The 13,192-nt window shown below is 63.9% G+C and carries 10 protein-coding genes; 7 read left to right on the plus strand and 3 right to left on the minus strand.

The window, feature by feature from the left end; genetic code table 11:
• Together NKH89_RS26460 and NKH89_RS26465 are read left to right on the plus strand one after the other, a co-directional pair.
• A partial coding sequence (locus NKH89_RS26460; RefSeq protein ID WP_352910621.1) for an ABC transporter permease subunit occupies positions 1 to 372 on the plus strand: 372 nt, incomplete at its 5' end.
• 33 nt (positions 373 to 405) lie between these two features.
• The gene (locus tag NKH89_RS26465; RefSeq protein ID WP_352591783.1) at positions 406 to 1,407 is read left to right on the plus strand and encodes an Ldh family oxidoreductase; all 1,002 of its coding nucleotides are present in this window, start codon (positions 406 to 408) and stop codon (positions 1,405 to 1,407) included.
• 57 nt (positions 1,408 to 1,464) lie between these two features.
• Here the strand turns inward: NKH89_RS26465 and NKH89_RS26470 are convergent, their stop codons facing one another.
• The gene (locus NKH89_RS26470) at positions 1,465 to 1,734 is read right to left on the minus strand and encodes a hypothetical protein (protein ID WP_352484389.1); all 270 of its coding nucleotides are present in this window, start codon (positions 1,732 to 1,734) and stop codon (positions 1,465 to 1,467) included.
• 243 nt (positions 1,735 to 1,977) lie between these two features.
• On the opposite strand from NKH89_RS26470, the gene NKH89_RS26475 reads away from it, so the two are divergent.
• A complete protein-coding gene (locus tag NKH89_RS26475) occupies positions 1,978 to 2,952 on the plus strand; it encodes a complex I NDUFA9 subunit family protein (protein WP_023718032.1) in 975 nt (324 codons plus the stop codon).
• Between the two features lie 27 nt (positions 2,953 to 2,979).
• Here the strand turns inward: NKH89_RS26475 and NKH89_RS26480 are convergent, their stop codons facing one another.
• On the minus strand, positions 2,980 to 4,353 hold the full coding sequence (locus tag NKH89_RS26480; protein ID WP_023718033.1) for a cytochrome P450: 1,374 nt from the start codon (positions 4,351 to 4,353) through the stop codon (positions 2,980 to 2,982).
• A gap of 184 nt (positions 4,354 to 4,537) precedes the next feature.
• On the opposite strand from NKH89_RS26480, the gene NKH89_RS26485 reads away from it, so the two are divergent.
• From NKH89_RS26485 to NKH89_RS26500, 4 genes are all read left to right on the plus strand, one after another.
• Positions 4,538 to 5,107: an NADPH-dependent FMN reductase gene (locus NKH89_RS26485; protein ID WP_023718034.1), complete on the plus strand. Its 570-nt coding sequence runs from the start codon at positions 4,538 to 4,540 to the stop codon at positions 5,105 to 5,107.
• Positions 5,108 to 5,165: 58 nt separating this feature from the next.
• Positions 5,166 to 7,832: a caspase family protein gene (locus tag NKH89_RS26490; RefSeq protein WP_352910624.1), complete on the plus strand. Its 2,667-nt coding sequence runs from the start codon at positions 5,166 to 5,168 to the stop codon at positions 7,830 to 7,832.
• A 146-nt stretch (positions 7,833 to 7,978) separates the two neighbouring features.
• On the plus strand, positions 7,979 to 10,450 hold the full coding sequence (gyrB, locus tag NKH89_RS26495; protein ID WP_352789354.1) for a DNA topoisomerase (ATP-hydrolyzing) subunit B: 2,472 nt from the start codon (positions 7,979 to 7,981) through the stop codon (positions 10,448 to 10,450).
• A gap of 248 nt (positions 10,451 to 10,698) precedes the next feature.
• Positions 10,699 to 11,616 (plus strand): hypothetical protein, encoded by a 918-nt coding sequence (locus NKH89_RS26500; RefSeq protein WP_352789356.1) that lies wholly within the window; start codon positions 10,699 to 10,701, stop codon positions 11,614 to 11,616.
• Between the two features lie 102 nt (positions 11,617 to 11,718).
• Here the strand turns inward: NKH89_RS26500 and NKH89_RS26505 are convergent, their stop codons facing one another.
• Positions 11,719 to 13,185 carry a hypothetical protein gene (locus NKH89_RS26505; protein WP_036244458.1) on the minus strand — a complete coding sequence of 489 codons (1,467 nt, stop codon included), beginning with the start codon at positions 13,183 to 13,185 and terminating at the stop codon, positions 11,719 to 11,721.
• Between the last annotated feature and the right edge of the window lie 7 nt (positions 13,186 to 13,192).

Below are 13,192 nucleotides of genomic sequence, written 5' to 3' on the forward strand. Positions count from 1 at the left end.
ATCTCGTATGCCGGCTATGAAGGTGAAGTGATGCGTGGCGCCTTCGCCGGTGTACCGCACGGCCAACTCGAGGCGGCCCGCGCTTTCGGCATGAGCCGTTGGAAAATCTTCGGGCGAATATGGCTCCCGCAGGCGATCAGCCGGGCGCTGCCGACGCTGGCGGGTGAAACCGTTCTCCAGCTGAAAGCAACACCGCTGGTGGCAACGATAACCATGGTCGACATCTATGCCGTAGCCTCGCGGGTGCGCCAGGATCTCTTCGTCACCTACGAACCCTTGCTGCTTCTGGCGTTGGTCTATATGTCCATCACCGGTATCCTGGTGTTCGGCTTCCGCCGGCTCGAGGCACGGATCCCGAGCAAGCTAGGCTAAAGCTGTTAAAGTCGCGAATTCAGGGCAGCTACCATGCAACTCAGTCTCGACCAGGCGACAGGGCTGTGCCGGATGGCCGCACTTGGCGCCGGCGCCAACGAAGAGGCGGCGCAGTCGCTGGCTGCCTCGATCGTCGCGGCCGAGGCTGAAGGACTATCGACCGTCGGGCTGTCGCATTTCATTGATTATCTCGAAGCGCTGGAAGCCGGCCGTATCGACGGCAATGCCGATCCTGTCATCACCAGGCCAGCGCTCGCGGTTTATCTCTCCGATGCCCGCGGCGGACTGGCGCATACCGGTTTCGACCGCACGATCGATGACCTCGCCAAGGCGGCGCGGCTGTTCGGCGTTGCCATCTTTTCGCAGAAGAATGCCTATACGTGCGGCGCGCTCGGCTATTTCACCGGACGGCTGGCCTCGCAGGGATTGGTATCGTTCGCCGCGACCAACGGCCCGGCCGTGCTTGCCGGCTCGGGCTCGGTCAAGCCGGTCTACTGCACCAACCCGATGTCCTTTGCCGCACCGGCCGCGGACGGGGCGCCGCTGGTCATCGACCAGTCGTCGAGCGCCACCGCCTTCGTCAACATCCGCAAGGCGGCCGAGGACGGCAAGAAGATCCCCGAAGGCTGGGCACTGGACGCCAGCGGCAATCCAACCACGGACCCGGCAGCCGCCATGAAAGGCGCCATGCTTGCCTTCGGCGGCCAGCGCGGCGCCAACATCGCGTTGATGGTCGAGGTGCTGGCTGCCGGCCTGTCGGGCGCCAACTGGTCGCTCGATGCGCCATGGTTCGACGGCGGGCAGGACAGTCCGGGGACCGGCCTGTTCGTGCTCGCCGTCGAGCCCAAGCTGCTCGATCCGGACTTCGAGAAACGGATGAAGGACCAGCTCGACCGGTTGCGGCGGCGCTATGGCGTGCATGTGCCGGGGCGTGCCCGGGCCGAGGCCGCGGAGAAGTCGGCGGCGCGCGGCATAAGCGCGCCGAAAGCTGTGGTGCAACGCATTTCCGAATTCGCCGCGCGCTATTCGTCCTGAAGAAATTCGTTTGTCCGATGAGCGGCTGAGGAGGCCGGCCGATCCGGCAGCGCGAGCCTACTTCCCGCAATAATGATCGTTGATGACGTTCGCCGCATTCGCGTCCGGTCCTACCCTGTTGTAGGAGCAGGGTTCGGCGGCTGTCGTGAACAGGTGGTTGTCATAGTAGCGCGGGCCACCGAACAGGAACTCAATGATGTCGCCGTTGGCGGGAACATAGCGTTCGGGTTGAGCTTGGTGGTGATGCCGGTTTCCGGCGAATGCCGAGGCGCCAATGCTGCAGCCTGCTGCTAATGCCAGAGCGAAGATCGCAACGCGTTTTGTCATTGGCAATATCCTTCATTCGGAATCAAACCATACATCTAAAATCGCCGACCGAACAAAGGTTCCTGTTTCGAATGGAGTTACCGCAAAGCCGGGCCTCGGCGGAGTTTTCTGCCGTTTCGAGCGGATCCGGAAAATCATGCTTCAACAATGCCGGGCGACCTATGGTCGCCCTTTGCCTTTGGCGCGAAACGGACTATGAAACGGCTTCAACCAAGCCATCTGGATAGCCCGCCGGAGCCAGCCATGACCGAAATCCTGCAGACCCCAAAGCTCGTCGTCGTGTTCGGCGGCTCCGGCTTTGTCGGTCGTCATGTCGTGCGGGCGCTGGCCAGGCGCGGCTACCGCATCCGGGTCGCCTGCCGTCGGCCCGATCTCGCCGGCCACCTGCAGCCGCTCGGCAATGTCGGGCAGATCCAGCCGGTGCAGGCCAATGTCCGGGTGCGCTGGTCGGTCGACCGCGCCGTGCAAGGCGCGGACCATGTCGTCAATCTGGTGGCGATCGCGCATGAGGCCGGCCGGCAGAAATTCACTGCCGTCCACGAGTTCGGCGCGCGCGCTGTCGCTGAAGCGGCGCGCGCCGTCGGCGCCGGCCTCACCCACATCTCGGCTCTGGGCGCGGATCTCCACGCACAATCGGACTATGCGCGCACCAAGGCGCTTGGCGAAAAGGCCGTTCTTGAGACGGTCCAGGACGCTGTGATCCTGCGGCCATCGATCAATTTCGGGCCGGAGGACGGTTTCTTCAACCGCTTTGCCAACATGGCCCGCTTTTCCCCAGTCCTGCCGCTGATCGGCGGCGGTCAGACGAAATTCCAGCCGGTCTATGTCGGCGACGTCGCCGAAGCGGTGGCGCACTCGGTCGACGGCAAGGTCCAGGGCGGCCATATCTATGAGCTCGGCGGGCCGCAGGTGCTCACTTTCAAGGAATGCATGCAAGAATTGCTTGTTATCATCGAACGCAAGCGGTTTTTGCTGCCTATGCCGTGGTGGCTGGCGAACCTCCAGGCATCAATTCTCGGGCTGCTGCCCAATCCGTTGTTGACCAAGGACCAGGTCCTGCTGTTGCGCCAGCACAATGTCGTGTCGGATGCCGCCGTCAAGGACAACAGGACGCTCGCCGGCCTCGGAATCCAGCCACGGTCGATCGGAACCATCCTGCCCAGCTATCTCTGGCGCTACCGCGCCGCGGGCCAGTTCCAACGCAAGTCCGCCGCATAATACCGGCGCGAATGGACGTTCAGCCGCTTACGAGGCGCGCCGGGTGACTTGCATCGGCAGCCCGCCTTGCGGTTGCGTCGTCAGCTTCTGCACCGGCCAGGGGCGGGTCTCCGCGGTGGTGTCGAAACGGTAGCGCGACAGCATGATCGCCAACGCAATGATCGCCTCCTGCATGGCGAAGCTGGCACCGATGCAGACGCGGGGGCCGGCGCCGAACGGCAAATACTGGAAACGGTCGATCTTTTCGCGATTCCCCGGATGAAAGCGCTCCGGCATGAAAGCGTCCGGTCGGTCCCATAATTTCCTGTGGCGATGGACGACCCACGGCATCACCAGCACCGCGGCGCGGCGCGGTATATAGAGGCCGTTCCAGGTTTCGGGTTCGATCGGTTCGCGGTTGATCGACGGCGCCGGCGGATAGAGCCTGAGCGCCTCGTCGAAGGCGGCACGGGTCAGCGGCATGGCGTCGAGCCATTTCGTCGGGTCGGGCTCACGCGCCAGCACAGCATCGATCTCGTGCTCGATCTTTTCGCGCTCCCACGGCGCTTCGGCAAGGCAGTAGAGCGTCCAGCCGAGCGCCCTGGCTGTAGTCTCATGGCCGGCGCCGATGAAGGTGATGATGTTGTCCTCGACCTCGGCCCGGGTCAGCCCGCCCGGTCCCTCCGCCTTCAGCAGCAGCGTGAGAAAATCCTGCGGCACCGTGTCCGGAGCGCGCCTCAGCCGCGCCTCGCGCATCTGCACCGTGTCGGTTACGATCTTGCGGAAGTAGGCCATGGTCTTGCGGCCGCGGATGCGCGTCAGGCGCGGCAGCCAATCGGGCGCACGCAAAAGGTCGAGCGGATCGACCCGGCCCATCGTCTCGAACAGGCGGTCGATCTCCTTGGCGAAGCTGCCCGGCTCGCCCGATATCTCGCCCGAAAACAGCGTCTCAGCCAGGATGTCGAAGGTGAGCAGCGTCATGTCGTGGGCGATATCCGACGTGCCACCTTGCTCGTAACGGGTGACGAATTCGAGCGTGCGTTTCAGCATCGGCTCGGCGAAGCCGAAAATGTGACGCGGCGTGAACACCGGCGCCATCGCCTTGCGCGAACGCCGCCACACCTCGCCTTCGGCGGTCAGCAGCCCGTCGCGCAGGATCGGCCGCAGGATCTTCTGGCGCACCGTCGCCATCTTGTAGTTCTTGGCGTTGTCGACCAGCACATGGCGGATGAGGCCGGGATCGTTGGCGATGACCAGCGGCCCACCGACGCCGTTCACCGAAATCCAGGGCTCGTTGTAGGTCGCCTCGCCCCACAGTTCGAGCGGATTGCGATAGACGATGCGGATCATCTCCAGCGTCGAAGGCGGCGCGGTGCGCGGCTTCGGCGCCGGCGGGACGAAGGGGACGGGCTGACTGTCCATGGCTTGCTCCGCTGACCCCTCAATGTAGTGGCTGGCAAGGCAAGCGTCCATGTGGCCGGACGACAAGGCGAAGCATCCGCTCTCTGGAATGTGACCGGGGCACCGGAAAGTGCCTGCTTGCTGTGTCCGGCTGTGTGTCTTAGGTGGCAGCACCACAGATGCCACTAACCGGCGGGTGCCTGCCTTGAAGCACCAGTTGAACGTCATCATCGGCAGCACGCGGCCGGGCCGCGCCGGACCCGTTTTCGCAAGGTGGTTGGAAAGTTTTGCGCGCGAACACGGCAAATTCGAGCCATTGCTCACCGATATCGCCGCCTTCAACCTGCCGGTGCTGGACGAGCCGCATCATCCTAGACTCGGCAGATACGAAAACAGCCACACGAAAGCCTGGTCGAAAGCAATCGACGCCGCCGACGCGTTCGTCTTCGTAGCGCCGGAATACAATTATTTCGCAGCCCCCGCGATCGTCAACGCGGTCGACTACCTGCTCAGGGAATGGCGATACAAGCCGGCCGCCATCCTCAGCTACGGCGGTGTCTCCGGTGGCTTACGAGCGGCGCAGGCGGTCAAACCGTTGCTGACCGCGGTCGGCGTCATGCCGATTCCGGAAGGCGTGGCGCTCCCGATGTACCAGAAGCTGCTCGACGAGACCGGCGCCTTCCTGCCCAGCGAGCAGGTGCTCGGCGGAGCCAAGACCATGCTGGACGAGCTGTCCCGCTGGAGCGAAGCGCTGAGGCCGATGCGCGCCAGCTAACAACGCGAACGGCCGGGCTTGCCGATGCCATAACTTGCTCATGCCATAAAGAGATGGAATGCTCCGGGAAATGACCGGGCCGGGGCGGTTCGATTTGCGTCTTCTGTTTGCTTTGCTGCTGATCCTCTCGACGGCCTCCGGTGCCATGGCGGAGCGGCGCGTTGCGCTGGTCATCGCCGAGAACGACTACCGGCTGATCCGGCCGCTCGCCAATCCCGTCAATGACGGCGAGGTCATGGAAACGGTGCTGAGGAAGCTCGGTTTCGAGGTCTTCCTCGAAACCAACCGCGACCTGCGGCGCATGCGCCGGGCGCTCGACGATTTCCGCGAGGATGCTAAAGGCGCCGACGTGGCACTGGTGTTCTTCTCCGGCCACGGCGTCGAGATCGCCGGCGAGAATCGGCTCCTGCCGGTGGATGCAGACGCGTCGTCGCTCGCTACGCTGGAAGGGACCAGCCTGCCGCTGGAGGAGATCCGCGCGGCCGTCGCCGCCACCAGCAAGGTCGGACTGATCGTGCTCGATGCCTGCCGCAGCGATCTGTTTGCTGCCACGGGCGGCGAAGGCCGCGGCGCAACGGCGCTGGTAAAAGAGGTCAGCGACAAGGTCCGGCCGGGTCTTGGCCGCATCGGGCGGGCAGAAAACATCCTGTTTGCCTTCTCGGCGGCGCCCGGCGAGACCGCCTCGGATGGGACCGGCCAGAATTCGCCGTTCACCGCGGCGCTGACGAAATACCTCGGCACCGAGGGTCTTGAGATCCGCTCCGTGCTGACGCTCGTGCAGCAGGAGGTCTACGATCTCTCGCGCGGCAGGCAATTGCCCTATGTCGAGAGCGGCCTGCCGCAGTTGTTCTTTGCCACGACAGCCAAGGAGAAACTGCCGGAGCGCGAACGCTTGTTGCTGGCCATGGCCGAGGTGACGCCCGCGATGCGTGGCGAGGTGGAAAAGATCGCCAGCGACGCCGACATGCCGCTGGCACCGCTCTATGGCGCGTTGATCAGTTCCGATGCCGGCCGCCTCTCCGCGGACAGTCTGAACGCCAGGCTGCGTGAGGCAGCCGACGCCTTCGTCAAGGTGCGGAGCGAAATGCGGACGCTTTCCTCCGACGATCTCAGAGTGGCAGCGTTGCGCCGGCAGGCGGAAGAGCAGCTTTCGCTGGGAGCGTTCGATGCCGCGCGGAAAAAGCTTGCCGAAGCAGCCGAGATCGACAATATCTCGCGCAACGCGCTGAAGGCCAATTTCGTCAGTCGCACGCTTTCCGAAGCCGCGACGCGCTATTTGTCCGGCGGGGCAGCGCGCGCCGACCTCGACTACGCCACAGCCATCAAGGATTATGAATCCGTGCTCACGCTTTATGGCGAAGCCGGACAGGTGGTGCTGTCGCTCGACGACGCCGACCGCTTGATCCGCACGCTGGACGAGCTCGGCAAGCTCTATACCACGGTCGGCAACATCGATGCTGCTGGCCGCGCCTTCGAGGCGCTGCAAGCCGATCTCGAGCGGCGGTCGCGCCACGAAACCGATCCCAACGTGAAGCGCGACTTCGCCGTCAGCCACGTCAAGCTCGGCAACGTGCGGATGGCGCAAGGCAATCTGCCGGCAGCGCTGCAAAACTATGAAACGGCCAAGACCATTCTGCAGGACCTGACCGAGGCAGAGCCGGACAATCTGGAGTGGTTCGGCGACCTCGCCATGACCGACGACAAGATCGGTAACGTGCTGGCGACGCAAGGTGATCTGGCCGGCGCCGCACAGGTCTATCAGGAAAGCCTGTCGATCAAGAAACAGCTCGCTGCCGGCGAGCCCGACCGTGCCGAACTGCAGCGCGACCTGACCATCACCTATGATGAGATCGGCCACCTTGCCCATGTCGCAGGTCAACTGGACAACGCACAGGCGGCCTATCAAGAGAGCCTGAAGGTGCGGCTGGCGCTGGCGGCGGACAGACCGGGAGACGCCGATCGGCAGCGTGACGTCTCGGTCAGCCACGATACGATAGGCGACCTGCTGCGCGAACGCGGCGACGCCGCTGGGGCGCTGACGGCCTACAAGGAAGGCCTGGCGATCGTCAAGCAACTGGCGAAACGCGATCCGGACGACACCGAGCTGAAACGCGACCTGTCCGTCGGCAACGCCAAGGTCGGCAACGCGCTGAGCGACCAGCAGAATTGGCCGGCGGCACTTTCGGCTTATCGTCAGGCATTCTCGCAAGCCAGCGCGCTCGCCGCCGGCGACCCGAACAACACCGATTGGCAGCGCGACCTGTCCGTGTGCCTCGAGAAGGTCGCCGGCGTCCTGGCGATACAGGGCGACCACAAAGGCGCACTGAAAGCCTATCTGGACAGCTACGCGATTGCGGAGAGGCTGGCGAAGCTCGATTCCGCCAATTCCGACTGGCAGCGGGACTTGTCGATAACGCTGTCCGAAGTCGCCACGCTCCGCCTCAGGCAGCGCGACGTCAGGGGAGCCCGGCAAGCCCTTCAGGACAGCCTTGCCATTCGCGAGAAACTTGCCCAGTCAGATCCGGACAACGCCACCTGGCAGCGCGACCTGGTGCTTGCCTATATCGACTACGCCCAAGTCGCAAAGGACCCGAAAGCCGTCCTTTCCAAGGCACTCGACATGACGCTGGAGCTCGACCGGACCGGTCGGCTGGCGCCGCGATACAAGTTCATGATCAAGTTTTTACGTGAGCGGCTGGCCAGGATCGAAGCCAGGCGCCGGTAGCGGGTTCACGCGACGGTCATTCCGTTCGGAAATGCCTGCAAACCTTGGAAAAACCGCCTTTTGCGCCTATATCTACGACATTAGGAATGCGCGATTCGACGCCGATTTTTCGCGCTCTGCACACGGCACCAATCAGACAGGTTTTCATGAGCGACCAGACCGACATCGCCAACGGCGTTGAAGCCGAATACGGCGCCGATTCCATCAAGGTTTTGAAGGGCTTGGACGCCGTTCGCAAGCGGCCGGGCATGTATATCGGCGACACCGACGACGGCTCGGGCCTGCACCACATGGTTTATGAGGTGGTCGACAACGCCATCGACGAAGCACTGGCGGGCCATGCCGACCTGGTGACGGTGACGCTCAATCCGGACGGCTCGGTGACGGTCATCGACAATGGCCGCGGCATTCCGACCGATATCCACACCGGCGAAGGCATTTCGGCGGCCGAAGTGATCATGACGCAGCTGCATGCCGGCGGCAAGTTCGACCAGAACTCCTACAAGGTGTCGGGCGGCCTGCACGGCGTCGGCGTGTCGGTCGTCAACGCACTGTCGGCCTGGCTGAAACTGAAGATCCGCCGCAACGGCCAGATCTACGAGATGAGCTTCACGCATGGCGACGCCGACGCACCGCTGCGCATCACCGGCAGTTATGAACAAGACAAGGTCCCCGGCACCTATGAAGGGCGCAGCGGCAGCGAAATCACGTTCTTGCCGTCGTCCGAGACCTTCACCATGGTCGAGTTCGACTATGGTACGCTGGAGCACCGGCTGCGCGAGCTCGCCTTCCTGAACTCCGGCGTGCGCATCGTTTTGACCGATGCCCGCCATGCCGACATCGTGCGCCATGAACTGCACTATGATGGCGGGCTGGAAGAGTTCGTCCGATATCTCGACCGAACGAAGAAGCCGTTGCTCGACAAGCCGATTTCGATCCGCGCCGAGCGCGACGGCATCACCGTCGAAGTCGCCATGTGGTGGAACGACAGCTACCACGAGAACGTGCTGGCCTTCACCAACAACATCCCGCAACGTGACGGCGGCACGCATCTCGCCGGTTTCCGGGGTGCGCTGACACGCCAGATAACCGGCTATGGCGACTCCTCGGGCCTGACCAAGAAGGAAAAAGTGGCGCTGATCGGCGACGATTGCCGCGAAGGGCTGACCGCGGTGCTGTCGGTCAAGGTTCCCGACCCGAAATTCTCCTCGCAGACCAAGGACAAGCTGGTGTCGTCCGAGGTTCGCCCGGTGGTCGAAGGCCTCGTCAACGAGGCGCTCGGCACCTGGCTCGAGGAGCACCCGACCGAGGGCAAGGCGGTCATCGAGAAGGTCATCCAGGCCGCTGCCGCGCGCGAGGCCGCGCGCAAGGCACGCGACATCACCCGCAAGAGCTCGCTCGGCGTCACCTCGTTGCCCGGCAAGCTGGCCGATTGCCAGGAGCGCGATCCGGCGAAATCCGAAATCTTCATCGTCGAGGGCGACAGCGCGGGCGGCTCGGCCAAGGGCGGCCGTTCGCGCCAGAACCAGGCCATTCTTCCGCTGCGCGGCAAGATCCTCAATGTCGAGCGCGCCCGCTTCGACCGCATGCTCGGCTCCGACATGATCGGCACGCTGATCACCGCGCTCGGCACCTCGATCGGCAAGGACGAGTTCAATGCCGACAAGCTGCGCTACCACAAGATTATCCTGATGACCGACGCCGATGTCGATGGCGCCCATATCCGCACCTTGCTGCTGACCTTCTTCTTCCGCCAGATGCCGGAACTGATCGAACGCGGTCATCTCTATATCGCGCAGCCGCCGCTCTATAAGGTGACGCGAGGGAAGAGCTCGCAATATATCAAGGATGAAGCCGCCTTCGAGGAATTCCTGATCGGCTCGGGGCTGGAAGAAGCGTCGCTTGCGCTCAGCACGGGCGAGGTGCGGGCCGGACAGGATCTGCGCGGCGCCATCGACGATGCCCTGGCTGTCCGCCAACTCATCAACGGATTGCATACGCGCTATAACAGAGGCGTGGTGGAGCAGGCAGCGATTGCCGGCGCGCTCAACCCCGAAATCTTCACCGACCTCGGTCGCGCCAACGAGATGGCCGAGCGCGTTGCCCGCCGTCTCGACATTATCGCCGAGGACACCGAGCGCGGCTGGACAGGCCGCATGTCGACCTCCAACGAGGGCGTCGGCGGCTATGTATTCGAGCGCACGGTGCGCAGCGTCAAGGAGTTCGCGCATCTCGACCTGGCGCTGATCAATTCCGCCGACGCACGCCAGCTCGACCGCTATGCGCCGCGCCTGGCAGAAATCTATGGCGAGCCGCCGGTGCTGCGCCGCAAGGATGTCTCCGAAACAATTTCGGGGCCGCTGGCACTGCTCAATGCCGTGTTTGCCACCGGCCGCAAGGGTCTGACCATGCAGCGCTACAAGGGCCTTGGCGAAATGAACGCCGAGCAGCTCTGGGAAACGACCCTCGACCCGAATGTGCGCTCGCTCTTACAGGTCAAGGTCAATGACGCGACTGACGCGGACTCACTGTTTTCGCGACTGATGGGCGACGAGGTTGAGCCAAGGCGCGAATTCATCCAGGAAAACGCGCTGTCGGTCGCCAATCTGGACATCTGAGCCGCCATCCAGAATACCCAGCCTGCAGGCATGAAGTGCATTGGTGCATCTTGGCGCACCGACGCCGACTGCTGCACCGCAACAAAGATCACCGAGGATCTCCCGGAACGGAAAGTCTTTCAAGGCATTGTAGTTGATCACAATCGCCGCAGGAGGCATTCATGGGACGTGGCATTTTGCTCTGGCTTCTCGGAGTCCCGATTCCGATCATTATTCTGATTCTGCTTTTTGCAAGGTAGGAGGCTTCCATGCCGTCCACCCTAACGACTACCGAGGTTTCCGCACCGACGGAATCCTCATCCCCCGCCGTCAGCTGGGGACCAATCGTCGCCGGCGCCTTTGCTGCGTCGACGCTTACCTTCATCTTGATGCTGCTCGGCTCCGGGCTTGGGCTGAGTATGGTCTCGCCATGGTCCGGCTCGGGTGCGTCAGTCACAACTTTCGCCGTTTCCACCGCCGTCTGGCTGATCGTCGTGCAGTGGCTGTCGTCGGCCCTCGGCGGCTATCTTGCCGGGCGCCTGCGCACCAAATGGGTCGGCATCCACACCGATGAAGTCTTCTTCCGCGATACCGCGCATGGCTTCCTGGCCTGGGCGCTGGCGACGCTGCTCGTCGCCGGTATACTCGGCACGGCGCTGTCGGCCGCGATAGGCACCGGTGTCCAGGCTGCTTCGACTGTGGCATCCGGCGCGGCAATGGGCGCTTCGACAGGTGCTGCTGCAAACGCTGGTGGCGCCTCGACTGACAACGCCACATCGTATTTCGTCGATATGCTGTTCCGCCCGGCCGATCCGGCAAGGCTCGCTGCCGCCAATCCGGAGAGCGACGCCGCGGCAACGGCGCAGGCATCGCGCATTCTGATCGCGAGTGCCGCAGCAGGCGAAATATCGGCCGACGACAAGACCTATCTGTCGCGGCTGGTGGCCGCCCGGACAGGCCTGTCCGAAGCCGATGCCACCGCTCGCCTCGATGCGGTAATCGCCAGAGCGCAGGACGCCAAGGTCAAGGCCCAGCAGGCGGCCGACACCGCCAGAAAGGCCGGCGCCACCTTCTCGCTGATTGGCGCGCTGTCGCTGGTCGTCGGGGCTTTCATTGCCAGTGCGGCTGCGGCACTTGGCGGCAGGCAGCGCGACGACGAGGAAGCGATTTTCCTGACCAATCGCTGATCGGCGCCTAAGCGAACTCGGTCCGCTTCGAAGATTACTCCGAGCGGACCTTGCTTTGGGCTGTCGGCGCAGCATTGTCGTGCGTTGCTCGCCACCGACAGCTCAGTCCCCCAGCTTGCGGCCGAGATCGACCGCATCGCGCAGCACGGCAAGGTGCGAGCGCGGCACGCCGGACGGTGCGTTGGCCTCGACGCCGCTCGCCGTCAACGACCAGTAGAGAGTGTGCGTGAAGACGCGGCCGAGCGAGCCGCGCAGCTCGACCTGGATGTTTTCCACGCCCGGACCAAAGTTCTCCGTCATCGGCCCGGAGATCGGGTCGCCGGTCAACCAGCCATTGCCTCTGTCGAAAATGTTGGTCCAGCGCATCGCGGCAAACATCGCGCCATGATGCACCGCCCGCTGTGGCTTGCCCGAATGGCTGCGGCCTTCCTGATAGAGCATAGTCCCGCCCGCCGCCCTGTCGGCGATCGGCGGGCATGCCGAGAACAGCCGCTCGGCGATGCCGCGCCTGAACTCGGCAAGATTGTAGGTCACCAGAAACTCGCTGTGGGTCAGCGGACTGCCCAGCGTGACGAAATCGCTGATCTTCCACGGCAGCGGATGATCGGCGTCACTGTCGCGAAGCTGCCGGTAGAGTTCCCATTGGCCGCGCCGGAATGCGGGGAGGTCATCGAGGCGGTCGGGCCAGGCGGAAGCATCGGCGGCCAGCGTCGCCTTATCGACGGCGTGGATCGCCTTCAGCCTCGCTCTGTCGCGAATGGCTTCCAGCTTTCGAGGCCTGAAATCGGCCCATAATATCTGCAACAGATCATAGGCTATGATCGACCCCAGGCTGTGCGAGACCAGCACGATGCGGTCGTAGGCGTCGTCCACCATAAGGCGCTTCAGCAGCTTGAGGCCACGCTCGCGGACCAGCGCGCGCTTCTCGACCGTCGCCGCTTCGGCCCGCACATAGGCGGCGACATCGCCGAAATAGGGCAGGCCAAACTGGTCCACCGACCAGATAACGAACGACGCCAGGACGGTGACAAGAACGCCGGTCGTCCAGGAGATATAGCCTTGCCAGGCCGACGTTGCGAGCGCCAGCGCCGCGCCAAGGACGACGATGGTGGCCAAAAGCGTGACGACATAGAGTTTGCGCACATCGCGCGGAATATCGGCGGGCTTGCGCCAGAGCAGGGTCGTCACCCAGGCAGCAAGGCGGCTCCGGGTCGTGCCCTGGGTGATGTCGGCCCAGTAAAGCTCGTAGAAATCGGTGCGGCGGCCATCGACATCATACGGTGTGGTGATCCGGCGAAGCTCGTGCGAATTGGTCCGGCTGTCGGGCGTGATCCAGCTCTGGTTGATCTTCGCACCCATTGGGTCGGCCGGATCAGCGACATGGGCATAGAACGGAGCACGGGCCGGATCGTGGCTCCAAACGGCCTGGACAAATCCCCTCAACGTGTCCATGGGCCGCTGTTCGCCCATACCGTGCACGACCACCACCGCCTGGCTGCGCTTGCGCGGCACCTTCTCTGCTGCGGTCAGATCGGCGGCCGGCGACGCGGCAGAACCAGGGTCGGGCACCAGCACC

This window comes from Mesorhizobium sp. M0923, assembly GCF_040319365.1.
In the GTDB taxonomy this organism is placed as follows: Bacteria; Pseudomonadota; Alphaproteobacteria; order Rhizobiales; family Rhizobiaceae; genus Mesorhizobium.

What these genes read in the sequence shown, in the direction of transcription:
- NKH89_RS26465 (WP_352591783.1), top strand. Translation starts at nt 406, where the DNA reads ATGCAACTCAGTCTCGACCAGGCGACAGGGCTGTGCCGGATGGCCGCA.
- NKH89_RS26470 (WP_352484389.1), bottom strand. Translation starts at nt 1,734, where the DNA reads ATGACAAAACGCGTTGCGATCTTCGCTCTGGCATTAGCAGCAGGCTGC.
- NKH89_RS26475 (WP_023718032.1), top strand. Translation starts at nt 1,978, where the DNA reads ATGACCGAAATCCTGCAGACCCCAAAGCTCGTCGTCGTGTTCGGCGGC.
- NKH89_RS26480 (WP_023718033.1), bottom strand. Translation starts at nt 4,353, where the DNA reads ATGGACAGTCAGCCCGTCCCCTTCGTCCCGCCGGCGCCGAAGCCGCGC.
- NKH89_RS26490 (WP_352910624.1), top strand. Translation starts at nt 5,166, where the DNA reads ATGCTCCGGGAAATGACCGGGCCGGGGCGGTTCGATTTGCGTCTTCTG.
- gyrB (WP_352789354.1), top strand. Translation starts at nt 7,979, where the DNA reads ATGAGCGACCAGACCGACATCGCCAACGGCGTTGAAGCCGAATACGGC.
- NKH89_RS26500 (WP_352789356.1), top strand. Translation starts at nt 10,699, where the DNA reads ATGCCGTCCACCCTAACGACTACCGAGGTTTCCGCACCGACGGAATCC.